We start from the raw sequence: 26,608 nt of genomic DNA on the forward strand, positions 1-26,608 counted from the left end.
TAGACACTTTTTATGAGACGGATGCTTATTTTACAAAAATAATTCTATAACCTATGTTTATGATAAATATGGGTTTTTATTGAAAACAACTTTATCTATCTACTGGTAGGTAGATAAAGTTGTTGACGCGAAACCGATCCGATCTTAAAGTACACCCACTGACGAGGAGATGGTCTCTACTACTCCTCCATTTTTTTGAATAAGCAACCTATCTACTAGTAGGTAGTTTTTAAGTTAAGGATTTCATTATGTTTAATACATCTTCTATTGCACTAATTGTTGGCGGTTCTTCTGGTATGGGTAAAGCAACAGCAGAGCGACTGCTTAAGTCTGGTGTGCCTGTAATGATCCTCTCTCATGATAAACAGAATCTTGCTGAAGCAAAATTGGATCTGGAATCAACCACGAATGGTCATGTTGAAACTGCTCAGGTTGATTTATACGACCCTTCTGCTGTTCAAAGCTTTATTGAACAGTTAAATGCAGAAAAACGTCACATTGGCTACTTGGTGAACGCGGCTGGTTTCTTCAAACCTGTCGATTTCCTTGAGCATTCTGAGCAAGATTACGACCTTCAGTTAGATATGAACCGTGCTTTCTTCTTCATTACACAAGCCGTTGCGAAAAATATGAAACAACACGGTGGTGGCGCAATTGTAAACATCGGTTCTATGTGGGCACATCAAGCAATTAAAGCAACGCCTTCTTCAGCTTACTCTATGCAGAAAGCGGCACTACATGCACTGACAAAAAACTTGGCCATTGAACTAGGCGACCACGGTGTACGTGTAAACGCTGTGGCTCCAGCAGTCGTGATGTCGACAATTTATAAGTCATTCATCGCTGAAGACGAGATTGAATCTGCACTACAAGGCTTTAACGATTTCCACCCAATCGGTCGAATTGGTTCTACAGACGATGTTGCTGACGCGATTGAATATCTACTGTCGAACAAGTCTTCTTGGGTAACGGGCACGATTCTAAATGTCGATGGCGGCGTGATGGCGGGTCGAAACTAAATTACATGTCGCCTTCCACGCGGTGTGGGAGGCACTACATGAATATTAATCACTATAAACAAGAAATAATTAAAGGACTTAACATGAGTAATGCACCATTAAATGACCTTAACTTAGAAGACCTATCAGCTTATACGAAAGTTATTACTGATGATGCGACACAAGCGGTATCTGAATACGGCATTGTTGCTGAATGGAAAGGCGGTGTTCATAGCGAAATTCGCACGTTGAACCAAAAGGTAGGTGGAACAGAAATCGTTAAAGATTTTACTTTCGACGTGGGTGAACCAGAAGAGCTTCTTGGCAATAACGCATACCCTACGCCACAGGATTATCTGTTGGGTGGCATGGCTGGCTGTATGATGGTTGGTTTTGTTGCAGGCGCCAGTGCCCGCGGCATTCGTTTAGAATCTGTAAAGTTGACCATCAAAGGGGCTTTGGATCTTCGTGGGTTCTTGAATGTAGCTGAAGAAGCTCCGGTTGGCTTCGAAGAGATCCAATTTCAGTTTGAAGTTCAAGGTGATGGTACTCAAGCTGATTACGATGAAGTTATTGCTGGGGTCCAACAATTTTCTCCGAATTACCGAACAATCAGTGATGCCGTTAAAGTATCAGCGATTGTGGCTTAATTAAACGAATTTATTTAATTAGCTAAAAATATATAAACCTATTTTAATTTATGCACTGCCACTGCTTTGAGCCTATATTTTAATATAGGCTCTTTTTTATTCTAAATTCTCTAAATTAGTTAGATTTAAATTAGATTTCTTTAAATTTGATAATGTTAATTTATTTCATTCTAATTAATAATGTAATAGGCTTAGTTACATAAAACATACATATACCTACACTGATTACTATTAAATTAATTTATCATTTTTAACTTCAGTATAGTGGAGTAATAAAATGAAACCTCTTAAATATGTGATGACATTTGCTTTAATTCAAGGCTCATTCGCATGTCATAGCGAACAAGTTAAAAAAGACCAGAATCATGATATTAATGGGGTTTGGTTTAGCCAACGAGATGGCGAAATTAAAGTTATCGAAAATGAGAATATAAGAACAATACAGGTGGTTAATAGCACTTGTTATGAAGTGTCTAACTCTCTGAGTTATGGCACAGAGTTGAGTTATGAAGCAATAAAACAGCATTCCATTCGTCAAGATAATCAATTGATTCTTAATATTCTTCGACCTAGACCTTTTACTTATACTTTAGTTAGCAATATCAATGATGTATGTACTGAAGGCCTAGGCCACTCTATGGTTCGCGATGGTTACTTTGATTTTGATGCTCAATCGATGTTCGATATATATTGGCAAGATATGAACAACCACTATGCCTTTTTTGATGAACGTAACATTGACTGGGATGGGGTTTATGATAAATATTATGATGACTTATACGGTGCAGACGACGAGCAGCTAATTAATGTATTCGATGAAATACTGCGTCACTTAAGGGATGATCATAGTTCTATTTCTATCCCTTCAAAAGAGCTGCAGATATGGTATAGCAATAAAGCCACCTTGGAACAACAATTGGAGTTGGAAGCTGACCAGTTAAATATTCCTGAATCAGAAAAAGAAAGCTACATAACCAGTCAGAAGGATAAAATCACGCTCAATATCATGAAGTATTTGTTTGAACATGAACAGGAAGGTTTTAAAAAACGAGCTTCTCGTGAGAGCAAGGAATATCGTCTTAACTGGGGCATCATTGATAATAAAGGCATACCGACTGGATACTTAAGAATTGGCGACTTCATGAGCTATATCGATGAAGGTTTAATAACAGAGACTCCTAAACGAAACACAGATAAAGCTCATCGTCAGTTTGAAGAATTAGTGACTAAAATTTTAACGCAGCTAAATGATACCCAGTCGTTGATTATCGACATCCGTGAAAATGAGGGTGGGCTTGATATGCAAGGTTTATGGTTATTGCAGCATTTGATTGAAGAGCAGCAGTTAGCTTGGCATGTTAGCTCTTACTTCAAAGGTGAATTCAGCCATGATGTCGATGTCACGATGACTCCGAGCGATGGTATTTCATATACAAAACCGATTGTACTTTTGACCTCTTTTGGAACGGTTAGTGCAGCAGAGACATTCGCATCGGCGATGAAGACGCTCCCTCACGTGACCATCGTTGGTGAATCGACATCAGGCGCCACCTCAGATGCGTTTGGCAGAATGCTGCCTAATGGCTGGGAGTATTCATTAAGTAATTTATATTATAAGAATCGCGACCTTGAAAACCATGAAGTCAAAGGGGTACAGCCAGATCACGTGGTTAGAAACTTTGTGTTAGAAGATCGTCAGCAAGGCCGAGATGTTGTGCTCGAAAAAGCATTGTCATTACTTTATTAAGGCTAACGAGCGCCGAGTTGGAGTGTCACTTGGATAACGAAAAATAGCCGCTGATTAGCGGCTATTTTTGTATGGCTTGTATAAATCCAGGCAAGCCTATCGATGGTTATGTATACCCGAGTAGTTCGGTACACATAGTGCTTTTAATCAGGTTTTAGCTAGAGACTAATCTAGGTTAACACGCTCAAATTTGACAGTGTGACCACCGGTGTTTTGACTTGATTCTGTTGCGTAATACAGAGATACCTTACCATTTGAATGAAGGTAGAACTCTTCACCTGTATTCACTTGAAGCGTCGAATTTTCAGAATTTCGAGAATCAATGTAGTTGATCGATACTGCGGTAATAGCATTTCCGTTTTCATCGGTTGCGCTTCCCGTCGCCGAAACTCGATACGTCGTATCCGCATCAATAAAATGTGATAGAGGCTGAGCGTTGCCTGCAAGAATATTGTGATCAGACGCGCTAACAGCGACACCTTCTTGAACAGGTAAACCACAGAATCTTGCTGTTACTTTGATTACTTCGATGGTTTCATTTGAACCTGTACGGCCTAACCCAAGATTCAGTTTTCCGTCAACTAAACGTGAAAAATAACGGTCACTGTTTAGATTCATGTGAAGTTCAATTCTACCAGCGTTATTCGAGCCGCCGTTTGATCCACTCTCTCCCTCAAGGATACCTGAAATCGACATTGCTTCTGTAGTGCGGTTAGCTAAAAGAACCTTAACTGAAAAGCCTCGTGGGTTTTCAATCTTGTCGTAGCCGAAATCAAAATCAAACTTTTCGATTTCACCCCATGTTCTGGTGTTGTAATCAATGAAGAGTGGTTTATCTGGCTCGATGATACTTTCTAGCCATTGAGAGCCATCGGTTTCTCCCATGTAGCAGCCGCTGCTGGCCATTGACTGCGCTGATGTCATGAATAATACACTGGTGATAGCTGTGATAACCGATTTGTTAAGTAAGTTCATTTTGTTCTCATTGAATTGTTATAAGACTAGCCATTGTTTAGAACGACCGACGTACGCGAATTATAGCTATCAAAGCATTGATTAATTGACCTGATGGTTTTTTGTTCTTTTAAATCAGTAACTTGTGACGAGCTATTTCGGGTTGTACCCTATATTAATACGCAGTGTGAAATCAAGCTCTTATGATGGTAAATGTTATGGGGTTGTGTATTGATAGTATGAATTTATTATATTGTGTTTAAATTATGTACTAATGTTGCTTGAGTCGTTCTAATTAGCTTTATAAAGGGCTAAATTATTTGGGTTAATTGAAATGGCCAGTTAACAAACAGTGCAGCATGATGGTGACTAAACTTGAATCTTTCTTTGCAGAGAAGGGTAATGACTCCCACCTCTAACTTCCCCACTCACGCCTTCACTCAACCATTCACTCCGCATTATTGCCATTCGTCGCATTGATAAAACGGCGTGACAGTTTGTGGTTAACCTTTCAACGTCAACATTTGAAAGGGATTACATATCATGACGGCTTCAAACACTTCAAACTCATTTACTGCTCTGTTTCGTCGTTCACTTTTAATTGGGTTAGCTTCAATCGCTCCTACGCTGGCGCTAGCTAATCCAAGTTCAGACGTGCTTGATATTTACAATCAAGCCGCGCAAGGCAATGAAGACCTGGTCGAGGTTGCCTATGAACGCCTCAATGACACGCTGCAACAAGACGGTGCGACGCCGCTGACTTTGGTTTACCTAGGCAGCACAGAAACCTTAATGGGTCGTGATGCACTCTTGCCTTGGAACAAAATGAAGTATGTCGAGAAGGGCTTATCGACCATAGATAAATCATTGGTGTTGCTGAAAGACGAAGACCAACCCATTCATGAACAACCTCGCGTTCAAGGATTACCAGATTCTTACCTGACTCGCGCCATGGCCGCGGTGACTTACACTTCTCTACCTGACATGTTTAACCACTTTGATCGCGGTTACGACTTGTTTCTCTCGCTACTCGCGGAAGATGAATTTCAACAACAGCACTTCTCTGCAACCTCATGGATTTATCGCTACGCAATTACTGCATCGATTCGTGCTGAAGACCTAACGCAAGCACAGGCGTGGTTAAAACAAATGGAAATGGCCGATGCCGATAACATCGAAACGATGACTGCTAAGGCCCTAATAGCGAAAGCCAAGTAATAGTTGCGAAAGCGAAACAAAGGGCATGGAAGCTGAATAGTAGGCGAGTAATCAGAGGAAAACGGAATGATTGAATTTAAAGAAATCGGCAAATCGTATCTCACGGGTGGACAACGTGTCGCTGCTCTAAAGGGAGTCGATGGTCAGATCAAACGTGGTGAAATGGTGGCGTTGTGTGGCCCATCGGGATCGGGAAAAAGTACATTGTTGAACATCCTAGGTTTGTTGGATATGGACTATCGAGGTGAGATTAATATTGCTGGCAAAGCGTATCCAACAGAGCAGATTGCTGCTGCGCATTTTCGCCGCCAGTCGTTGGGTTTTGTGTTTCAGCGCTTCAACCTTGTTCCGGTGATGACAGCACTTGAGAACGTCGCTTACCCATTGATGTTGAACCAATGCTCGAAGCAAGAACAACAGACTAAAGCGCAAGATATGTTAGAGCGTGTTGGGCTGGGAGATTATGTTCATCACCGACCAGACAACCTTTCAGGCGGTCAACAGCAACGTGTCGCGATAGCCAGAGCACTGGTCCATAACCCAAGCCTAGTGATTGCCGATGAGCCGACTGCCAGCTTAGACAGCCACACAGCCAACCTGGTGATCGACATTATGAAAGATCTCGGTCATGAGATGGGCACTACCTTTATCGTCGCAACGCATGACCCAAGAATGGCGCAGCGTTGTGATCGAGTGATTGAACTTATCGACGGACAACTGGCGCCAGAAGCCGAAGCAATGGAGGCGATCTCATGGGCAAGTTAACACAAGGCTTTAGCTCCGTTTTATTTCCAACCTCGGTGCGTTTGGCGTGGCTCAATCTATTGAGAAATGGTCGACGTAGTCTGCTTTCGGTGTTGATCATCGCGATTGCCGTGTTTGCACTGACTAGTGCGGGCGGTTATGGACTATACACCTACGAATCTTTGAGAGAATCAACCGCGCGCGATACGGGTCATCTTACTTTGAGCACACCGGGTTATTTTGAACAAGACGAAGATATGCCGCTGAGTAATGGTCTGGATAACGTTCAAGCGCTCACCAAGAGCATTATTGGTGACAGTGATGTACGTGGTGTGCAGCCACGAGTTTACTTTAGCGGTTTGGTGTCTAACGGAAGCAAGTCGACCATTTTTATGGGAACAGGCGTTAATGAGCGCGAGTTCGACATGAAAGGACCTTTCCTGGATGTGCGCAGCGGTCAAACCCTCTCGGATGTGAAATCACCAAGATACGACAGCCAAGAGCCACAAGTGATGCTCGGAACCGATCTTGCTCGTAACCTCAAAGTGGCCGTTGGCGATTGGGTCACACTGCTCGCCACCACCAGTGATGGCGCATTGAATGCCTTTGATTTTAAGGTGCAGGGCATTTACTCGACTGGTGTGCCTGAGTTGGACAAACGTCAGTTGTACGTACACATCACCACCGCTCAAGAGCTTTTAGCGTCGGATAAAGTCAGCACCTTGTCGGTATTTCTTTTTGAAACTAACAAGACTTCGACGGTTCAACAACGCATCCAATTGGCTTTGGACAAGCAAGTTGGTCAGCAAGGCTCAGAGATTGAGGTCACCCCATGGCAAGATCGCGCATTCTTCTATACCAAGGTTAAAGACCTTTACGACCGTATCTTCGGCATCATGGGCGCAGTGATGGCATTGGTGGTATTTGTGTCGCTGTTCAATACCATGACCATGTCGGTGACGGAACGCACTCGTGAAATCGGCACCTTATCGGCACTCGGCAGTTACCCATCTGAAATAGTGGCGGGTTTTCTAAAAGAGGCGGGCTTACTGGCGGTGATTGGCAGTGCGATAGGCGCATTAGTGAGTGGTTTAGTGTCGGTGTTATTGCTGGTGATTGATGTGCAAATGCCACCACCTCCGGGGCGAACCGAAGGTTACCCACTCAATATTTATTTCTCATTGGAATTGGTTGGTTACGCTACTTTGGGTGTACTGACGATCTGTTTGCTGGCTGCTTATTTCTCTGCTCGCAAAGGCGTAAATAAGCCAATCACGGAGGCGCTGGTTTATGTATAAATTTACTCGTTCACTCACTGTTTTAGGTTGTGCGTTGGCCTTGGCTCTAGTATCGGCATCAAGCTGGGCTATCGATTCACAACAAGTTACCGAGATGATTGCTAAGGCAGATAGCTACCGTTTGAACAGCGAACAGGCATCAAAAGTGGTATCTCTGGTCGCGCTATATCAAGACGAGCAACTAGACAAAAACCGTGAGTACAACGTCTACACAAGACCAAATCGAGAGTCGCTGGTCGTGTTCAAGTCGGCGGTCGAGGCGGGTCAAAAGATGCTGATGATAGAGGACAACTATTGGTTACTGATGCCGAAATCGCGCCGTCCAATTCGTATCACCCCGATGCAAAAATTGCTTGGTGAAGCTTCGGTTGGTGATATCTCAACGCTGACTTGGAGTGAAGACTACCAAGGCGAGTGGGTTGCTGAACAATCGGTTGAGATGCCAAGTGGTGAGCTGCTTGATACCTACCACTTAAAACTCACGGCAAAAACTAAGGGCGCGAGTTATCAATCGATTGATCTGTGGTTAACGGCAGACCGAGCATTTCCAGTCAAAGCGGATCTGTATCTGCGTTCAGGTAAGTTAGCCAAGCAAGCTTGGTTTACTGAAGGCGTGCGAGATGGCTTGCCAAGTGTGGTGTCGATGACCTTGCTCGATAAGATTCAACCAAGTAAGAAAACCGTGATTGAGTATCGCGAGGTAAGCGAGCAAGCTTTGGCAGATAAATACTACAACCCTGCTTACTTATCGCGTAATAGCGTCTCTGGGCTTTAGGTGGGTGGCATGAGAGCTTTTAGTCGTCGATTCCACATCAAGCCTTCAATCGCTAGCTTGCTTGCATTGTCTTGTGTGAGTAACACGACTCAAGCGGATGATCTGAGCCTAGCGTGGGACTGGCAACTGAGTGCTGAGGCCGTTGAATCGCGAGAGTCGCCATTTAGCCCTTTAGCGTCTGACAACCGTCAATCACTCAATGGCTTGCTGGATCTTGAAGTTGCATATGGCAATTGGCTTGGCCTGTTTGCCGTGAAAGCCAATGATATTTTTAGTAATACTCCTCAAGACCAAGACGCGAGCTTTGAATCGGAATTTATTGTGCGCGAGTTGTTTTGGCAAGGTGGTGTTGAACTGTCTAATTCAGCGTTCGGTGATCACTACCTCGATGTCACACTCGGCAAGGTTCGCCTAGATTGGGGCGTAGGTTATGGTTACCGACCTTTAGACATCATCAAGCCTTACCGACAAAACCCAGTGGGCATTGTCGCAGAAGAGGGCGCCGGTGTGGCTTCAGCGTCATTGTTCGATATGACGGGCGAATGGACACTGCTTTACAGCGACTCATCATGGACTTCCCAAGATGTGAATCAATTCGAAAAGCAGAATCAGCAACAAGGGGTTGGCTTACGTCGTTATAACTTAGTAGGCGATCACGAATATCAATGGGTCGCTTATTACGACGATGTACGCCACGGTTTGCTTGGAGCGAGCTTGGTGTCGGTATTGAACCTCGCATGGGAGTTTCACGGTTCGATGGTTTATCAGCGACAAAGTTTGGGTTACAGCCAGCCCAATTCACTGCTTGAACCGGTTTATCGAGAAGAGCAGGGCGAGGCTTACCAAGCCTTACTCGGACTAACATGGGCCAATGAGGCGGGCCACAATGTGGTACTGGAATACTGGTTTGATAGCCGCGCTTGGAGTGATTCTGAGTGGCAAAGCGCTTTAGATAATGCTGAGTCTTTATCTCTTAATCCCATGGCGACATCGTTGGCGGGCTCTTACGCTCAAGGTTATCAACACGCTAATTTGGTTCAACACAATCTCATGTTTCACTGGTCTTTGGACTCGACACATGGCTGGCTTGAAGATATCACGCCAACATTTGATGTCATGCTGTCTCCACAAGACGGTGGCTTTATTGCTACGCAGTGGCTCAATTATCAGGCTTTCGATAATGGTGATTCATCGTTGGAATTGGAACTTGCTGCACGCTTTCTAGGCGGTAAAAGTGATTCTGCTTACGCCAACTTACCGGATAGTCATATGATTCTTTTAAATATCAAAGGACGATTTTAATGGACACTTCTTCAAACAGTCGGTTTGCATGGATTAAAAGCTTTGCGTTCACTACGCTATTTTGCGTTCTTATTGCAATTACAACCAATACGATTTGGGGAGGCGGGTTTACGCTCAACTTGGCCATCAGCTTCGGCTTTGGCTACAGCGCGGTGGGTTCTTCGTTTGTTTTGGTTAAGTGGTTTAAACGAGAATCTCGCGTCTTTGAAGTTGGCGTTTCGATGCTCATTGCTATGGTGGTGGGTACCTTGAATGCACACTATTTGTTGAACGGCTTTTTCGGCTCTAACCTTTCCGATCTTAAGTCTGTGATGCTGCTTGGTGTGATCTTTTGTTCCGTTTGTTATTACTATTTCTACACAAGAGAGCAGCAGCTACGTGCCGATAATGAATTAGAGGTGGCGAAGCGTCGCCAAGCTGATCAAGAAAAGGTTGTCGTACTTAGCCAGTTAAGACAGCTGCAAAGCCAAATCGAGCCGCACTTTTTGTTCAACACTCTTGCGACCATTAATGTATTGATTGAGAGTGATAGCGCCAAAGCTAAGTTGATGCTTGAAAAACTGACTGACTTGTTGCGTGTGACCCTGAAGAGCAGCCGTACCGAGCAATCGACTATTGCTCAAGAGGTCGATTTGCTCGACGCTTATTTGAACATTCAGAAGATACGATTAGATGAGCGCTTGACGTTTTCGATTGAAACCAACGACATCAGCGATCAGCAAGTGATTCCACCTTTCTTGATTCAACCTTTGGTTGAGAATGCGTTAACACACGGAATTGAACCTAAGGCTACTGGTGGTGAAGTCAATATCCGAATTGTTCAACAAGATGATCAGATGAAAATTGAAGTATCAGACAGTGGCGTGGGGCTAACAGCACCGTCTATTGCTACTGGCCATGGTGTTGGATTGAGTAACATTCGTCAGCGTATTGATACCCTATACGGAGATAAGGCGAGCCTGACGATCACAGAGCGAGCGACTGGCGGCGTGGTATCGACGATATTGTTGCCGCTCATCAGCGAAACTAGCTCCGAGAATGCAGTTCTGAAACTCTAAGTACTGTTAAAAACAGACGATTTACATTGTGAATTTAAAGGAAGAATAATGATCAACTCAGGAGTAAAGCCCAGCGTGACGGCAATTATTGCAGACGATGAAGCGCTGTTAAGACATCACTTGGATAAGAGTCTTGCTGAGGCTTGGCCTGAGCTAGAGATTATCAGCAAGGCCAAAAATGGGACAGAGGCTATGCAGAGCATTCAGCAGCTACAACCAGATGTTGCCTTTCTTGATATTCGTATGCCAGAGCTTGATGGTATTTCGTTAGCCAAGCAGTTGAACAAGCTTGCATCAGCGCCGCTGGTGGTCTTCATTACGGCTTACGACGAGTATGCGGTTAAAGCCTTTGAGCACAATGCGATAGATTACCTACTCAAGCCAATCAATGAAGAGCGCCTGCTTGTTACCTGTCAGAAGATTCAAGCGCGCTTATCAAGTAATCAAACACAGTCTGGTCACATGCCAGAACAACCCGACATCGCTGCACTCATGAGTCAACTTCAGCAACTGTCACAATCGGCGTCACAGCAAACGCAGCCTACTTATCTGTCGCAGAAAAAGTATCTCACGTGGCTCAAAGCCAGTGTTGGCGAAGACATTCACTTGATCGCTGTTGATGATGTGGCGTATTTCAAAGCAGAAGATAAGTACGTATCGATATTTAAGAAAGGGCAGGGTGGGCTTTTAGAGGAGTTTATTCTTCGTGTATCGCTAAAAGAGTTACTCGCTCAACTTAATCCGGATGAGTTTTGGCAGATCCATCGTTCAGTGGTAGTGAAAGTGTCGGCTATTGATAAGGTCAAAAAAGGACTATCCGGTCAGATGTCGGCGTATGTATCCGGTGACAAGCTGCCAATCAGCCGTGCCTCGCAAGCTCTGTTTAAAGGCATGTAGTCTGTTTTTCTTCCCCTTACTCCTGAACTTCTAGTTGAATATGGCTGACTTTACATGTGTTATTGTAATTTATAAGATGACGATCTAGATCACAACTAAACTCATTTGGTTCAATATTAAATAATAATCATTAACTCAATCTGTATATTGTCAGTGAATGACATTAAGAGGTTGTTATGAAGACATATTATTTAGCGACGGCAATATGCTTTGCCCTGGTTGGTTGCAGTTCTACATCAAAAACCAATGAAACTTTAATTCAACCAGATCCTGCCTGGACATCTGCTCAACTGGATAATGGTTTTACTTACCATGTTTATCCTGATCATGAAGCATCGGTATCTGTGCGTTTAGTTGTGCACGCGGGCTCCATTCAAGAAACACCTCAACAAGAAGGCTATGCTCACTTTGTCGAGCATATGGCATTTAATGGCAGCAAGAACTTCTCTCAAAACGATGTGATTCGTCTATTTGAAGAAGCTGGCTCCAGCTTTGGTGCGGACATCAATGCCTATACTTCCTATGAAGATACGGTGTATGAATTAGATTTGCCAGATAACCTCCAATTAGAGCAAGCATTGACTTGGATGCGTGACGTTGGCGATGGCCTCGATCTCTCTAGTTCGGAAGTTGAAAAAGAAAAGGGAGTGATTCTTGGTGAGTTTCGTATGGCTCGTCTCGATGATAAGTCATTCCCCGAGAAATATGTTGATTACCTATTCGAAGGCAGCCCTTACGAATCGCAAGATGCGTTAGGAACTAAAGCTTCGGTTATGGCTGCCACGTCGGAAGGGCTTACCGACTTCTACCAAACTTGGTATCAACCTCAAATCGTTGAGCTAGTGGTCTCTGGTGATGTGGACCTTAAAACACTGATCCCACTGATTGAAGAGAAATTTTCGAGCTGGGAGCGCGGTAAAACGTCAAAGCCACAAAAGCAGAATACGACTTCGTTCAATGAAGGTGACTACATTGAATATGCTGGCAGAGAAGCTCCGAGTATTTCTTTGACGTTTAACCGAGGTTTAAACACTGTTGAAACCCACGCTCAACAACATCAGCGTTGGTTGGATGAAACCACTCAGATTCTTATTCAGCAGCGTTTAGAGGCAGACTTTAATGATGCAGCGCTACCGACGCAATGGATAACGTCAGATAACATCAGGTTGGGTGCTCTGCTTTATTCATCGACAAGTGTTGGCTTCCCAGCAGGCAGCCGTGATGCGGTTCAGAAAGCGTTGGTTTCTACTTTAACGTCGTTACGTGATTACGGTGTTTCTGAAGGAGAAATTGCGAGTGAGCTCCATTATTATCAAGACTCACTGGATGATATTGAGCACGACTGGGATAAAAGGGACAGTGTGGATCACGTGAACGATAAAGTGAACGCATTACTGTCTGGCGATATTGTTCAATCTCAAAAAGACTATCAGGCCAGCATGGAAGCCTTTCTTGCTAATTTAAGCCTTGAAGCGATTAATAAAAATATCAAAGAAGTCCTTTCGAGTGATTACTTTTTGATTGTCGGCATGGATGACAATGAGGATCGCACAGCGGTTCTGGCTTCTCTAGATGGATTAAAAGCTTCTTATAGTCAGCAGGGTACACAGACATTCGTAACGGCAACAGCCAGTGCATTTGCTTCGCCTGCCGTACCCGGCGAGGTTGAATTGGTAGAGCAAATGTACGCCGATCCAAATATTCAAAAGTGGACTTTAAGTAATGGTATCGACATGTGGTACCTACGTGATTCATACGCGAAAGACGATGTTGGAATAATGTACGTGAGTCTTGGCGGTAAAGCGGCGTTGGAGCCGGATTTATACGCAGCTGCAAATGTGACACTACCTGTTATTGCTCGAAGTGGTGCTGGTGACTTTACGGGATCTGAGCTGAAAGCCTACTTTGATCGTGAAGGGATTTTAGTCGATTCTTTTATTTCTTCGACGCGACATGGCATTGAGTTTAATATCGAAAAAGATGGGATGAGTGACGCGTTTGCTGCGCTATATACCTTCATGGTGTCTCCTAAAGTGAATTCTGATCAGCTTGAAGCTGTGAAGCAACAGCTAGTGCAAGATAAAGAGTCCTTCCTAAGTACGCCTGTTGGTCAATTTGAACAAGCGATCAATCAAAATATTTATCGCTCGGGAAGCCGCCATCTATTCGTAAATAAAGAGCGTGTTAAAGCGGTTTCTGTTGAAGATGTCCGTGCTGTTCATCAACAACTGTTTGGTCAACTAAGACACAACCAGTTGGTGGTCGTTGGTGATATCGACCCAAGTGAGTTGAAACCTCTAGTTCGTAAGTACTTAGCTTCAATTCCATTGCAAGCGGGGACGGTGCCAGATTTCAAAGTGGAGTACAAGCAACCAGCGAAACCACGTATTGATGTCGCGATCAACAACGTAAATAGTGCGGAATATATCTTACGAGTGATTCCAGAGCCGACGACAATAGAAAGTGGAGGCTGGACTGCAAAAGATGTCTTCATGGAAGACTTATTGCAACGTTTAGTCGCATCTCGTTTAGACTCTTATGTTCGTGAAGAGTTGAGTTTAGATTATTCACCTTATGCTTATACGGCTTCGAATGATGGTGAACCGATTCATGAGTGGGTAATCGGAGCAATGATCGCGCCGGAGAACGTAGATACTGTTGAAATGGCGATTGATAGAGTGATCTCAGACCTCCTACAAGGTATTTCTGAAGACGAACTGCATTCGATAGTAAAACAGTTTGAAGCTGACTTCGCGCCACTAGAGGCAAGTTCTATCGATCAGGCGTGGTTTGTGTCTCGTTATCTATTGTATGGGTATGGAGTGGAAGCCTTGGCTGATGTTGACCGAGTCGTTAAATCAATATCGGTTGAAGACATGAATACTCTGCTCCATCACCTGTTTGGCGAGAATAGCCGTAAGGTTAAGAACATCATGCGACCTAAAGCGTCATAACGATCAGCGTTGGACGCATACGTAATGGAAAGCCAAGCCTAGTTGCTTGGCTTTTTCTTTTTTTAGAAGCATCAAAGCTTAATCGGTTGCATTGAATCATTTTCTAAAAAAATGTTTTAAATCAAGACAGCGTTTCATTTGTGTTGTAGATTGGCGATCTACGAGAATATTGTTTGGATATTAGATTGCTTAAACTGGGTACCCGATTAGTCTTAATGTTGTTTTTACTGAGCTTTGGCTTAGTGAATTCTAACGGCTATTCGTTTCCTTCTAAGCCGTTTCAAATCGAGACTGCTCAACAGCAATCTTTCGCGCAAAAACAGTGTCAGAACGCTGCCATTGATGACCCATCGGCCTATTTGGAGTGCGATAAAGTTCAAGTAGGCGCTTCGTCAGTAGGTGACAGATCCAATTATCACGATACTGAATCTAGCCTTCAAGCGACCACTTACCGACGTATATCAACCAATGAGCAAGAAAGCGCGCCTGACCTTGAGCCTGCTTATCACTTGCTGATTGACTTCTCTCCCCCTTCTTTACTGGCTTCGCTGTTAGCGACAACCCCTATGTTGGACCTCAAACAGCACTGGACCAGTATTGTCAGCTCTCCGCCTTCCCGTTTATCGGGGTGGAAAGAGGGCAACATCCAATATTCCCACTTTCGAGAACTTCTTAGCTAATCCTTTGCCCCTGATTGGTCGCATCGACGATCCCCTGTGTCCGTTGTTTTAGCCAATCCCCAAAACAATTCGCGAATGCACTCTGCTGCCGTTCAATCAGTTTGGTCTGGTTGGGGTTAGCCATCATTCGCGTTCGCAAAACTTAGTTAAAATAAGAGATCTTGACTGTGAAAAAACGCATTCCAAGAAAACAAATCAACCACTACTCTAAGTGGAAATACGTGGTACTTATTACCACCATTATCCTCATGATTCTGAGCGCTTTGCCGTCGTGGTATGGTGAAGATGCTTCGGTTCAAATTAACAATCGCTCTGAGCAAACCATCGACGCGACTCAGGTCACTCAATACCTTGCAAGCGAAGGCATCCAAGCTAAATCGGCTTATCAGAAAGACAAGCGTTTAGTGGTGATCTTAGAAGATGCCGAGCAGCAAGCAAAAGCCAAAGAAGTGCTGAATGAGCGTCTGCTTGATACTGCAACCGTCGCGCTAGCAATGGAGCCAGCGGCACCAAAATGGCTGACTGACATGGGCTTTGCACCGATTCAGCTAGGCCTGGATTTACGTGGTGGTGTGCAGTTCTTACTCGAAGTAGACATGGAACCGGTTTACCACGCGCAAGCGCAAGCCGTGGTGGACGAGATCACCAGCCAAGTGCGTTATGCCCGCGGTAAAGTTGTAAACGACAAAGTGGAATTTAATTTCCGTACCGATGCGGATTTTGAAAAGGCGCAGAAGCTTATTCGTGAAGAGTTCCCGCAATGGCTACGTGACAGCTCAGACAAAAAGCTGACTCTAACGCAATCTGAAGATGAACAACGCACGCTTCGCAACCTAACGGTTCAACAAAACCTACAAATCATGCGCAGCCGTATTGAAGAGCTAGGTATCACCGAAGCTTCAATTCAGCGCCAAGGCGAAAGCCGTATCCGTATCGAATTACCGGGGGTACAAGATCCTGCAGCTGCAAAAGACGTGATTGGTGCCACAGCATCATTGGCGTTCTACTCGGTTTACGACAACCCAACGCGCAACACTCAAACGCTAAAAGATACCGATGGCAACCGTGTGGTTGTTGCTCGCAAAGCAGTACTAACTGGTGAACACATTATTGATGCACGCAGTGGCATTGGTGAAATGGGCAGCGCGGAAGTAAACATCACCTTAGATTCTGCGGGTGGTAAGAACATGTCTGAGTTCTCTCGTCATAATATCGGTAAGCCAATGGCGACAGTGTACAGCGAGTATAGCCGCGACAGAGCCGGTAACAGCGAGAAAACCAGTGAAGTGATCAGCGTTGCGAACATCCAATCTCAATTGGGTAGCCGCTTCAGAATTACAGGTGCAGGCAGCATGGCTGAAGCGCAAGAGCTTGCTCTATTGCTTCGTGCAGGTTCACTAACGGCGCCAGTCACTATCATTGAAGAGCGTACCATTGGTCCATCTTTGGGCGCAGAAAACGTGACTAACGGCTTTGCTGCACTGGCACTTGGCCTTGGTCTTACTCTAACGTTTATGGCGCTATGGTATCGCCGTCTTGGTTGGGTCGCGAATGGTGCGCTTATCGTTAACATGGTAACGCTGTTTGGTCTGATCGCATTGCTACCGGGTGCGGTATTAACACTGCCGGGTATTGCTGGCTTGGTATTAACCGTTGGTATGGCGGTGGATACCAACGTACTTATCTTCGAACGTATTCGAGACAAAATGAAAGAAGGGCGCAGCTTCGCTAGCTCTATCGATCGTGGTTTCGATAGCGCGTTCTCGTCAATCTTCGATGCTAACTTCACCACCATGATTGTCGCTGTCGCTCTTTACACCATTGGTAATGGGCCGATTCAAGGCTTTGCTTTGACACTGGGCTTAGGTCTTCTAACCAGTATGTTTACGGGCATTTTTGCTTCACGAGCGATCATCAATTTGGTTTGGGGGCGTGACCAACGCCACGATGTAAGGATTTAAGCATGAGTACTTCAAAAATGACTGTGTCAGACCGCTATTTTTCAGACAGTAATATGACTCTTCTGCGTAAGGTGATGTCGGTAATCTCTATCGTGCTGTTCATGAGCTCAGTAATGCTGGTGGCCGTGAAAGGGTTTAACTGGGGCTTGGACTTTACAGGTGGTGTGGTTGCTGAGGTTCAGCTCTCTGACCAAGTGACCAAAGACGCGCTTAAAACCGAGCTTGATGCCGCTTTCCAACAAGACGTGCAAGTGGTAGGTATGGCAGAACAAGACCGCTGGACCATTCGTTACAGTCAATTGACGGAAGCATCGCAAACAAGCCTAGTTGATGCCTTGGCATCGGTGAGTGACCAAGTGAAAGTGCTTAACAGCAGTGTGGTAGGCCCTCAAGTCGGTCAAGACATGGTTGACCAAGGTGGCTTGGCGGTATTGGTATGTTTCTTAATGATCATGCTTTACCTAAGCGTACGATTTGAGTGGCGTTTAGCTCTAGGCGCTCTGGCTGCGATCATTTACGATGTGACGATTATCTTCGGCTTATTCGCTTTGACTCAGTTTGAGTTCAACTTAACGGTGCTGGCGGCGGTATTAGCGATTCTGGGCTATTCACTGAATGACTCAATCATCATTGCTGACCGTGTTCGTGAGATGCTGCGTGGCAACCCTAACGGTGATACTGACAACCTGCTTAACGAATCAGTCAAAGCGACGTTCTCTCGTACTATGGTGACTTCCGGTACGACGTTGTTGACGGTATCTGCACTTTGGTTGCTTGGTGGCGCAGCGCTACAAGGTTTTGCGATTGCATTGGTTGTCGGCATTGCGAGTGGTACATGGTCTTCAATCTCGGTCGGTATCACCCTTCCGAAGTTACTTGGCTTACAGCCTTGTCACTATCAAGTGAAACCGCCTGTAGAAGTTGAGGGTGAGTACCCTTAAGTTATCTATTTTGATAATGCTGCAACTCAGTAAGTGAGTTTACTTTAGCCCTTCGTTTTTAACCGAACGAAGGGCTTTATTTTATTTAAGAGTCAATTAGTTAGAGAAAAGAGAGCCTATTTCAAAAAACGACGGGTTGAGCAGGCAAGCACTAATGATATGAAGTATGTTTATATGACGTTAGTAGAAATGAGGCAAGGGAATGGAATATCGACATCAATGTCACGTAGGCGACCACGGTGATGCACTGAAGCACCCTGTATTAAGTGCTCTGGTTCAGTTATTAATGCAGCAGCATTCGCGCCTCAATGTTATCGACACTCACTCAGGTACAGGGTGTTATGACCTAACCACGGCACCAAGTAATCACGCAGGCGAATTTGCAGAAGGGGTTGGGTACCTTTGGCGAAACAAGGCCTACCTTCCTGAGTCATTCGCATCTTTTATGTCGGTGCTGGAATACTACAATCCGAATCAACTTATCACGCTGTATCCCGGCTCGGCGGCGATTACCTATCAACAAGGTCGCAGCCAAGATAGTTTCTATTTCTCCGATATTCAGCAAGATGAAGCCGATTTACTGCAAACCAATATTGAGAAGTTGCAACGCGATCGGGATGTCTCTAGCAAGCTGACCATTACTGCGGGCGATGGGCTTAAAGCACTGCCTGACGATGTCGCGAAACATGATAGCCACCACCTGATTGTGATCGATCCACCTTACGAAACGGATTCCGAATATCTCGCGGTGATTGATGCTTTGGTTAAGGCCTATCAGCAGTCAGAGAGAGTCTCTGCGTTAATTTGGTATCCGTTATACACCGATGATCGAAGCTCTCTAATATTGGACCACTGTGTGACAGCTGTGACAGATGGCTTGTTGCCAAGTCCGATAAAGTCGGAATTACGACTGCGCAATCCGAAAGGGGATGACCGCCTTATTGGTAGTGGCTTACTATTATTTAACCCACCACAAGGCATTGCAGGGACGGTTGCTGACACGCTCGATTATTTACATAGTCAGCTCGCAACCAATGGTGAAGGCTATTGGCAAATGAAAAGTCTATAAATTTGCTTTGTATGGGCTTTCTGATGAATTAGTAGACACCGCTCACTAAATCATTGTTATTTATGTGGTTTAAGTTGACCAAACGCTAACTTTTATCGATTGATTAATTGCCGTGAATCATTTAAAAATGGAATATCAGTGCGCGTAAGTGCATAATGGCTCATAAGTTAAATAATTAGCCCAAATTAATATCAGATTGTGGTTTACCCCCTAAACTGCATTAGGCTCGCACTAGTCACGCGAGCCTTTCTTTTGCCTGTCGTAAAACTCAAGGCAGCACTATCACTTCAAAACCCACTACAACGCTGGATAATCGATATAGCCCTTTTCGTTGCCGCCGAATAGAGTCGTGCCATCGAGCTGTGCTAATTCATTGCCGTTTTGTAGGCGTGATACGAGATCTGGATTTGCTACGAATGGGCGACCAAATGCGACGAGATCCGCGTAGCCTTTGCTTAATACTTCTTCCGCGCGTTGTGGTGTGTAGCTGCCTGCAACGATGATAGTGTTGGAGAATAACTCTCTTAGCTCAATTCGGAAGCTTTCAGGGATAACCGGTGCATCATCCCAGTCGGCTTCTGACAAGTGTAGATAAGCAATATCACGAGCTTGCAGCGCTCTCGAAGCCTCCAAAATTGTTGGCACTATGTCTGGGCAGTTCATGTCTTTAAAGGTGATGAATGGCGCCAAGCGCACGCCTACTTTATCGGCACCTATCTCTGCAATAACAGCATCAACCACTTCAACCAGGAAGCGAAGTCTGTTCTCACGGCTTCCACCATAGTTGTCGTTGCGCTTGTTCGAGTTGGTTCTTAGAAACTGGTCAATCAGGTAGCCATTGCCACCGTGGATCTCGACACCATTAAAGCCTGCTTCGATGGCTTTCTTTGCTGCGTTCGCAAAATCTTGAACCACTCGATCGATGTCTGCTTGGGTCATCTCTCTTGGTTGGATGCAATCGACCATGTTGCCGTTGCCATTCTCATCAGCAATCCACACCTGAGTTTCTATTGGAGCCAAAGCTGACGGTGCTATCGGCAGTTCGCCTTTTTGAAAGGTAGGGTGAGACACGCGGCCGACATGCCAGAGCTGACAGAATATTGCAGCGCCTTGTTCTTTGGCTGCTTTGGTTACTGACTTCCAACCTTCGATTTGTGCATCGGTATAAACGCCGGGAGTGAATGAGTAGCCTTGAGAGTCATCAGAGATCTGTGTCGCTTCAGTGATGATAAGCCCAGCGCTAGCACGTTGTTGGTAATAGGTCGCCATCATGTCGTTGGGTACATTGCCCGGTTGGCTGCTTCGAGCTCGGGTCATGGGTGCCATCACCACACGATTTTGTAGGTCTAACTCTTTTAATTGCGTCTTGTTGAATAATTTAGTCATGTTGAGAATTCCTATTTTCGGCTGATAGGGATCATTATATTTATTCGATTAATTTTGATAATTAGCTAAAATGCGAATTAATTATTCGGTTGGGGTGAGCAGTGTGGCGAGGAAGAAGTAGCATGGATAAGTTTTCAGACATGGCGATGTTCGTCAGTATCGTGAAACACCAAGGGTTGGCAGCAGCAGGGCGAGAGCTAGGCTTATCACCTGCGACCATGACGGCAAGGCTTCAGGCACTTGAAGAACGATATGGTGTGAAGCTGTTGAATCGAAGTACTCGACATGTGTCTTTGACCGACTCTGGCGAGCTGTATCACAAGGCGTGTTTGGAGATATTGGATAACGTTAGCGAAGCTGAAAACCTGATTCAAAATGGCGTCAAAGAGGTCAAAGGCCCTTTAAAAATCGCAGCTCCCAAAGATATCGGCAAGCAGTACATTCTTCCGATTCTCTCTGAGTTCTGTCAGCAATATCCTGACGTGATCCCTTACCTGTATTTGAACGATAACCTGTCGAATATTGCAGAGTCGGGCATGGATGTGGTGATTCGCTACGGAGAGTTGGTCGACAGCAGTTTGATATCAAGACGTTTATCCCCGAGCCGACGTGTGCTGTGTGCTTCTCCCGAATACCTTGCCAAGCATGGAACGCCGTTAACGCCTCAAGACTTAGCAGACCATGACTGCTTGGCAATGCTACGCAGCAATGAAGAGCTGAAAACATGGCACTTCCAAGATCACGATATGAAGAAGTCGATTACTGTTTTGCCAAAGCGATTCTCAGACGACGGTGAAGTTATTCGCTACTGGGCATTAAAAGGCGAGGGTATCGCACTTAAATCGGTGTTGGATGTGCAGGACGACATCAACAACCAACGCCTTGTCACTTTGCTCAACGGCTATATGAAAAACTTCAATACCTCGACCTCTGTATCGAGCGCCGACTTGAATGTTGTGTACATCAGCAAGAAGTATCAACCTAAGCGAATTCGACTGTTCTTGGACTTTCTAATCGATAATTTTGGTCGTTTGACAGATAAATCAATTAATTAACGCGATATGACAAAACTCTCGAACTGAAAACGGGACTACGGACAGAACTGGTTGAACTGGTTATGATGTGAGCAATATATGGATGTTACTGGAGAGAACAATGAAAATAGTTGGCAACACGGTGATCAAACCATTTCATAAAGCGACCTGCCACTGCGGTGCGGTGGAGTTCGAGCTCAGCCTACCTAACGGAATCGAAAAGCCACGCCGTTGTGATTGCTCGATCTGTCGTCGTAAAGGGGCGATTGTTGGCTCTGTTGCCTTGGATGGAATCAAGATCCTCAAAGGTGCAGAGCATCTCAAGTTATATCAATTCAATACCAACACCGCGAAGCACTACTTCTGTTCGAACTGCGGTATCTATACCCACCATCAACGTCGCTCTAGCCCAAATGAATATGGGTTCAATATTGGTTGTTTGGAAGGAGTGAACCCTTTCGATATTGGTGATGTGTTGACTAACGATGGTGTGAACCACCCTGCGGATCGCTAAGGAGAAAACATGTCTGATTATGGTGCCCTGATTCGTTGGCAGAAAGGCGAAGATGAGGCTTTTAGCGATAACCAATACAGTCGCGGGCATACGTGGGAGTTCGACGGTGGCGTTATTGTCCCTGCGTCGTCATCACCTCATGTGGTGCCATTGCCACTTTCGGTGGCTGAAAATGTTGATCCCGAAGAAGCCTTTATTGCGGCGATTGCCAGTTGTCATATGCTGACGTTTTTGGGCATTGCAGCTAAACAGAAGTACGTGATCGACTCTTATGTCGATGATGCCGTCGGTGTGCTGGAAGAAGATGAATCAGGTCGTTCATCTGTGACTAAGGTGACTCTGCGCCCTAAGATTGTGTTTTTAGGTACCAAAAATCCTACCGCCAAGCAGCTCGACAAACTGCATCACTTGGCGCACAAAAACTGTTTCATTGCGAACTCGGTCAAGACTGAGATTGTGGTCGAGATGCGAGATTAATTTAAAACAATCACAAGATTTCTTTAAATGCTTCGTCATTTTTATCTCGCTATCGTCTTAAGGGTATTCATGCAATTTCGTTGATTGCAAAAAGACCGAACACACTATTTGAGGACTCCTCCATGACAGCGTTTAACAGTGCATCGAACTACGGTGATAATGCGTTTATTAAAAGTAAACCGCAGATGCTTATGAATATGTATAACACCACAGATGTATTCCCATATTGGGTTGCCGATATGGATTTTCAGATAGCGGAACCCATCACTCAAGAGCTGAATCGCTTGGTCGAACGCGGCGTGTACTCTTATGAGTTTCATGAGCAGGCGGTGTTTGAAACCCTCTCAAAATGGTATGCAAAGCGTCATGGTTTGAACCTTTCAGCGGACAAATTTGTGCAGGTGCCGGGTGTGCTCTCTGGTATTGCCTTGTTACTGCGCCAATTCACCAACGAAGGTGATGGTGTGTTTATTCATACGCCGGCTTACCACCAGTTTGCAAATTTGGTGAATAAAGCAGGTCGTCAGGTCGTGAATAGCCCGTTGATCAATGGCGGGCAGAGCTATCAGATTGATTTCGATGGTATGGAGCAGCAGATCATCGAACAGCAAGTGAAGACGATGATTTTCTGTAATCCGCATAACCCGACTGGGCGCGTGTGGACACCTAAAGAAATTGAACACGTCATCGAAATCGCCAAGCGCCATGATGTGCTGATCATCAGCGACGAAGTTCATTCCGACATTATTTTTGAAGGTCACGCATTTACGAGCTTAACCAGCTTTGATTACGACAAAGTCATTGCCTTGATTGGTTCTCCGGCGAAAACCTTTGGCATGCACAGCATCTCCAATGGCTATGTGTACACCAATAATGAAGCGCTATTTGAAGCGTTTAAAGCTAACGTAGCGGCGATGCACCTTGACCACGGTAACGCTTTGACGACATTTGCGACCATTCCTGCTTTTGAAAAGGGGGAAGAGTGGCTAGATGGCATGTTGGTGTACTTACAGGAGACGGTTAAGTGGATTACTGAGTTTGCAGAGAAGCGCATCCCTCAATTGAAAGTGTTCCAGCCACAAGGTACTTATCAGGTATGGTTTGATTTTTCTGCGTTAGGTTTTTCTAAAGAGAAGCTTAAAAATACCGTGTTTGAGCAGGCGGGGATGGGGTTAACTCCGGGCGGATGGTTTGGCGTTGAGAGCTATCATTTCATGCGAATGAACATTGCGACGTCTCGCGACAATATTGAAAAATCGTTTGAGGCACTGGCAGACGCGCTTAATAGTGCAGAGCAAGCTGAACGCTAGTTTTTACACGATATTGCCATTTCAAATCGAATAACCGCGAGTCGGCTTAGTGCATAACTGGCGGTTTTTTTGTGTCTGTGTAATCCTACTCACGGTTTCAGCAAGCTGCTCTAGACAGCGCAGAATGATTATAGAGATTGATTGGCAGAGAGTTATGTTTAGCGTCCCACTGAATAGTTTTGTACATCGTGTGAGTGATAAGAGCCAAGTAATGGCAAACGCTGCTGAGTGTGGATGTCAGTTGAAGCGAGTTCGTCGCTCCCGTAACTGGCTATTGGTGGCTCAAGAGCATCAACTGATCGAATTCAAAGCTTTGTTAACTCATGAAAAAGACGGTTGGATAACAGTCGCCATAGACAAGGTACTGCCTAAACCTGTGGTGTGTTTGGCGTCGCTGTTAGCCGCAACTCCTTCTATGACAGTTGCTCAATTGGTGATGGAGTCTGGGTGTTCTATGGCCGAAGCACGACGAGCCATTGATGATTATGAAGGGTTATAGATAAGTGGTGAGCGCTTGAAAAGTACTGAGCAGCAAAAAGCCCGTAACGATATGGCGTTATTTCAGCGCGATATCGTTACGGGCTTTATCATCTGAGTTTCTGTGAAACCAGTGAGAGCGTTAAAGTCGAATTAAGAGTTAGCGACTTTTACACGAATCGTGTTTTTGCCAAGCTTGGTCATGTGCAGCTTGTCTAGTGCAGTTTTCGCTTCTTCTTGCTCTGGCATTTCAACGAAAGCAAAACCTTTTGAGTAGCCAGTTTCTTGGTCTAATACTAGGTTGCATGCTTTTACTGAACCGAACTCAGAAAATAGTACACGGATGTCTTGCTCTGTTGTTGAGCGAGATAGGTTACGAACTAGAAGTTTCATAATGAACCTTGAATATGAATTTACGTCGCGCATTGTCGCACATTTTGAAGGTCACCCTTACAAAATAATTTAAGATCTCATTTGCTTGGGTAGCCAAGATCTGCGGCTGCACTTTGAGTTGTTTGTCGTGATTATTCGTCGTCGAACTGTTTGATGGTGAAGGCGTCTTCGATTCGGTTCAGCTCTTCTTGTTCTTTCTGACGAAGTTCTTCTTGGCGAGCAGTTTTCATCTCATTGAGACGTTTCTTCTCTGACTTTGTCAGGAATTTAACGGCTTTTTTGTTGGTTAACGCGTAAGCAACTACGTCTTCACCTTTTTCTCTGCGCTCGTTTACGCGTTGTGAGAAACGTTCGTTGTCGCGAGCTTTACGCTCCGCTGAGGTTAACTTGCTCATACTTTAAAGCCTTTTAAATTTATCTGGTAGGGAGTCTACACGGGGCGAAACAAATGGTTACTCACCGAGTATGAGGTATCGGCCATTTGCACGCTGGTGGCGCATCTTAGCACAGCGGGGGAGCATGTAGGCACGCTATTTGAGGGATTATACGAAACAGCCCACAACGCGTCGTAGTGGGCTGGATTCTAAAGCGGGTGATTCAGATTGAATTGAAGGGCGAGTTGTCTAAATCTTTTCGATGTACAGGATGACCTCTCCGACCTTAAAGCCGAACTTGGACATTTCGGTCTTGTTGAATAATCGCGTTTCGTCCATCAAGAACATCCAATCATCTAGTGTGACTTCATAGGTACTGCCATCGACTTCAATTTCTAGGTCGTATTCCCAGTACAGAGCAGAGCCTTGAGTTTCACCATAAGCGGTTCCTACCACATCGTTAGCAGTGCCTGAGTAAGTGTTGTCGCCGGTTTTTATCAGGTTCCAAATTCGGGTTGAGCGTTCACCATCGGCAAATGAGAACCACTCTTTGATTTCACCGTTGTTGCCTTCCCACGTAGCGATCAGTTTGGCATCAAAGCGTCGTAGCAAGTTGCCGGAGCGGTCGAGTACCATACCGTAAGCCATTAACTCGCCATTGAAGAAGGTCTCAAGTTTGAGCTCTGGTGTTGTGTCGACGTGATTATCAAGGCTGGCAGAGCCGCAGCCTGTTAGCCAACTAAGAGACAGTATTGCTAGAGCAAATTTGATTATTGTTGTTTTTGGATTCATTTATTCAAACCTAATAGTTGTTTGCGTAGGCCTGGTTCGGAGGTGTTTTCAGAGAGCCAGATAGCAAGGAAGGCATCGCCAAATTGTTTGTCTTGAATGACACCGATAGGTTGCTCATCGAAGTAAAAACGGCTCACGTTGTCTTCTTCAACACGAATCGTCAGTGTGCTTCCAGCTTCTACATTTGGCCACATTGAATAGAGTGGCTTCAACCAGCGCTCGATGTTGCTGTTAGGGTAGCCGAGCTTGTTCCACTGATCCTCGGTTGCTTCGACTAGGTCCTTACTGTCTATCGCGCGGTAGTACTCTATTTTCAAAGCGCGTTCTGAACTCGAAGGTGCGGTGTAGAATTCAGCAGAGTAGAGGGTCCAAAATAGGTAATTCATTTCCCCTTGTCCGCGCTTATTTAAATCGTCGACAGCAGAGGCGCGAGCTTGACCAGCAAACAGCATTGCTGCGATTAATAGAGAGAGGGTGAAGGCCCCTAAATTTGCTTTCATGTACTGATTGTTTACAGCCGTTTGAGTGTTAGATTGGGCACACGCGCCACTCTCAGTGCTCTCTGAGTGGAGCGCCTGTGTCCGTTTGAGTGAGTAAGCCATAAG

The 26,608-nt window shown here is 45.0% G+C and carries 26 protein-coding genes; 20 read left to right on the forward strand and 6 right to left on the reverse strand.

The annotated features are described in order from the left end of the window. Window positions 1–248 precede the first annotated feature (248 nt). The 3 genes from JC606_RS08145 to JC606_RS08155 all read left to right on the forward strand — a co-directional run bounded on the left by JC606_RS08145 (window position 249) and on the right by JC606_RS08155 (window position 3,395). Window positions 249–1,019 carry an SDR family NAD(P)-dependent oxidoreductase gene (locus JC606_RS08145; protein ID WP_010647221.1) on the forward strand — a complete coding sequence of 257 codons (771 nt, stop codon included), beginning with the start codon at window positions 249–251 and terminating at the stop codon, window positions 1,017–1,019. An 83-nt stretch (window positions 1,020–1,102) separates the two neighbouring features. Continuing rightward, the gene (locus tag JC606_RS08150) at window positions 1,103–1,648 is read left to right on the forward strand and encodes an OsmC family protein (RefSeq protein WP_198778396.1); all 546 of its coding nucleotides are present in this window, start codon (window positions 1,103–1,105) and stop codon (window positions 1,646–1,648) included. 277 nt (window positions 1,649–1,925) lie between these two features. Beyond that, a complete protein-coding gene (locus JC606_RS08155; RefSeq protein ID WP_198778397.1) occupies window positions 1,926–3,395 on the forward strand; it encodes a S41 family peptidase in 1,470 nt (489 codons plus the stop codon). A gap of 165 nt (window positions 3,396–3,560) precedes the next feature. On the opposite strand, the gene JC606_RS08160 is transcribed toward JC606_RS08155, so the two are convergent. Further along, on the reverse strand, window positions 3,561–4,370 hold the full coding sequence (locus JC606_RS08160; protein WP_004736958.1) for a hypothetical protein: 810 nt from the start codon (window positions 4,368–4,370) through the stop codon (window positions 3,561–3,563). A 522-nt stretch (window positions 4,371–4,892) separates the two neighbouring features. Between JC606_RS08160 and JC606_RS08165 the strand changes: the two genes are divergently transcribed. From JC606_RS08165 to rlmJ, 12 genes are all read left to right on the forward strand, one after another. Next, entirely contained in the window at window positions 4,893–5,567 is a 675-nt protein-coding gene (locus tag JC606_RS08165) for a hypothetical protein (protein WP_004736959.1), read from the forward strand. 66 nt (window positions 5,568–5,633) lie between these two features. Continuing rightward, the gene (locus JC606_RS08170) at window positions 5,634–6,332 is read left to right on the forward strand and encodes an ABC transporter ATP-binding protein (RefSeq protein ID WP_198778398.1); all 699 of its coding nucleotides are present in this window, start codon (window positions 5,634–5,636) and stop codon (window positions 6,330–6,332) included. After that, window positions 6,320–7,609 carry an ABC transporter permease gene (locus tag JC606_RS08175; RefSeq protein ID WP_198778399.1) on the forward strand — a complete coding sequence of 430 codons (1,290 nt, stop codon included), beginning with the start codon at window positions 6,320–6,322 and terminating at the stop codon, window positions 7,607–7,609. Before JC606_RS08170 ends, JC606_RS08175 begins: the two co-directional genes overlap by 13 nt. Then, complete coding sequence (locus JC606_RS08180; protein WP_198778400.1) at window positions 7,602–8,384, forward strand: outer membrane lipoprotein-sorting protein; 783 nt, start codon at window positions 7,602–7,604, stop codon at window positions 8,382–8,384. The genes JC606_RS08175 and JC606_RS08180 overlap by 8 nt, the downstream gene beginning before the upstream one ends. A 9-nt stretch (window positions 8,385–8,393) precedes the next feature. After that, on the forward strand, window positions 8,394–9,686 hold the full coding sequence (locus JC606_RS08185) for a hypothetical protein (protein WP_198778401.1): 1,293 nt from the start codon (window positions 8,394–8,396) through the stop codon (window positions 9,684–9,686). Next, window positions 9,686–10,744 carry a sensor histidine kinase gene (locus JC606_RS08190; protein WP_198778402.1) on the forward strand — a complete coding sequence of 353 codons (1,059 nt, stop codon included), beginning with the start codon at window positions 9,686–9,688 and terminating at the stop codon, window positions 10,742–10,744. The genes JC606_RS08185 and JC606_RS08190 overlap by 1 nt, the downstream gene beginning before the upstream one ends. A 48-nt stretch (window positions 10,745–10,792) precedes the next feature. Continuing rightward, window positions 10,793–11,641 carry a LytR/AlgR family response regulator transcription factor gene (locus JC606_RS08195; protein ID WP_198778403.1) on the forward strand — a complete coding sequence of 283 codons (849 nt, stop codon included), beginning with the start codon at window positions 10,793–10,795 and terminating at the stop codon, window positions 11,639–11,641. A 176-nt stretch (window positions 11,642–11,817) separates the two neighbouring features. Beyond that, a complete protein-coding gene (locus JC606_RS08200) occupies window positions 11,818–14,595 on the forward strand; it encodes an insulinase family protein (RefSeq protein ID WP_198778404.1) in 2,778 nt (925 codons plus the stop codon). 215 nt (window positions 14,596–14,810) lie between these two features. After that, complete coding sequence (locus JC606_RS08205) at window positions 14,811–15,275, forward strand: hypothetical protein (protein WP_063524822.1); 465 nt, start codon at window positions 14,811–14,813, stop codon at window positions 15,273–15,275. A gap of 161 nt (window positions 15,276–15,436) precedes the next feature. Beyond that, window positions 15,437–17,236 (forward strand): protein translocase subunit SecD, encoded by a 1,800-nt coding sequence (gene secD, locus JC606_RS08210; RefSeq protein ID WP_198778405.1) that lies wholly within the window; start codon window positions 15,437–15,439, stop codon window positions 17,234–17,236. Window positions 17,237–17,238: 2 nt separating this feature from the next. Continuing rightward, window positions 17,239–18,177 (forward strand): protein translocase subunit SecF, encoded by a 939-nt coding sequence (gene secF / locus JC606_RS08215; RefSeq protein WP_198778406.1) that lies wholly within the window; start codon window positions 17,239–17,241, stop codon window positions 18,175–18,177. A gap of 202 nt (window positions 18,178–18,379) precedes the next feature. Next, entirely contained in the window at window positions 18,380–19,246 is an 867-nt protein-coding gene (rlmJ, locus tag JC606_RS08220) for a 23S rRNA (adenine(2030)-N(6))-methyltransferase RlmJ (protein ID WP_198778407.1), read from the forward strand. Between the two features lie 297 nt (window positions 19,247–19,543). Here the strand turns inward: rlmJ and JC606_RS08225 are convergent, their stop codons facing one another. Continuing rightward, complete coding sequence (locus tag JC606_RS08225) at window positions 19,544–20,632, reverse strand: alkene reductase (protein ID WP_198778408.1); 1,089 nt, start codon at window positions 20,630–20,632, stop codon at window positions 19,544–19,546. 122 nt (window positions 20,633–20,754) lie between these two features. Between JC606_RS08225 and JC606_RS08230 the strand changes: the two genes are divergently transcribed. The 5 genes from JC606_RS08230 to JC606_RS08250 all read left to right on the forward strand — a co-directional run bounded on the left by JC606_RS08230 (window position 20,755) and on the right by JC606_RS08250 (window position 24,466). After that, window positions 20,755–21,687, forward strand: a complete 933-nt coding sequence (locus JC606_RS08230) for a LysR family transcriptional regulator (RefSeq protein WP_198778409.1) — start codon at window positions 20,755–20,757, stop codon at window positions 21,685–21,687. Window positions 21,688–21,787: 100 nt separating this feature from the next. After that, window positions 21,788–22,180 carry a GFA family protein gene (locus JC606_RS08235; protein ID WP_198778410.1) on the forward strand — a complete coding sequence of 131 codons (393 nt, stop codon included), beginning with the start codon at window positions 21,788–21,790 and terminating at the stop codon, window positions 22,178–22,180. A 9-nt stretch (window positions 22,181–22,189) separates the two neighbouring features. Beyond that, the gene (locus JC606_RS08240) at window positions 22,190–22,657 is read left to right on the forward strand and encodes an OsmC family protein (protein ID WP_198778411.1); all 468 of its coding nucleotides are present in this window, start codon (window positions 22,190–22,192) and stop codon (window positions 22,655–22,657) included. 122 nt (window positions 22,658–22,779) lie between these two features. Then, window positions 22,780–23,967: a MalY/PatB family protein gene (locus JC606_RS08245; RefSeq protein ID WP_198778412.1), complete on the forward strand. Its 1,188-nt coding sequence runs from the start codon at window positions 22,780–22,782 to the stop codon at window positions 23,965–23,967. A 154-nt stretch (window positions 23,968–24,121) separates the two neighbouring features. Further along, window positions 24,122–24,466 carry a ribosome recycling factor family protein gene (locus JC606_RS08250; protein WP_061032887.1) on the forward strand — a complete coding sequence of 115 codons (345 nt, stop codon included), beginning with the start codon at window positions 24,122–24,124 and terminating at the stop codon, window positions 24,464–24,466. A gap of 131 nt (window positions 24,467–24,597) precedes the next feature. Here the strand turns inward: JC606_RS08250 and JC606_RS08255 are convergent, their stop codons facing one another. From JC606_RS08255 to JC606_RS08270, 4 genes are all read right to left on the reverse strand, one after another. Beyond that, window positions 24,598–24,837, reverse strand: a complete 240-nt coding sequence (locus tag JC606_RS08255; RefSeq protein ID WP_004736983.1) for an RNA recognition motif domain-containing protein — start codon at window positions 24,835–24,837, stop codon at window positions 24,598–24,600. 131 nt (window positions 24,838–24,968) lie between these two features. Continuing rightward, window positions 24,969–25,232, reverse strand: a complete 264-nt coding sequence (locus JC606_RS08260; RefSeq protein ID WP_171761880.1) for a DNA polymerase III subunit epsilon — start codon at window positions 25,230–25,232, stop codon at window positions 24,969–24,971. 228 nt (window positions 25,233–25,460) lie between these two features. Then, complete coding sequence (locus tag JC606_RS08265) at window positions 25,461–26,003, reverse strand: DUF3833 domain-containing protein (protein ID WP_198778413.1); 543 nt, start codon at window positions 26,001–26,003, stop codon at window positions 25,461–25,463. After that, a complete protein-coding gene (locus JC606_RS08270; RefSeq protein ID WP_137408292.1) occupies window positions 26,000–26,605 on the reverse strand; it encodes a chalcone isomerase family protein in 606 nt (201 codons plus the stop codon). Before JC606_RS08270 ends, JC606_RS08265 begins: the two co-directional genes overlap by 4 nt. Window positions 26,606–26,608: the final 3 nt, after the last annotated feature.

This window comes from Vibrio sp. IB15, from assembly GCF_016406055.1.
Classification (GTDB): domain Bacteria; phylum Pseudomonadota; class Gammaproteobacteria; order Enterobacterales; family Vibrionaceae; genus Vibrio; species Vibrio chagasii.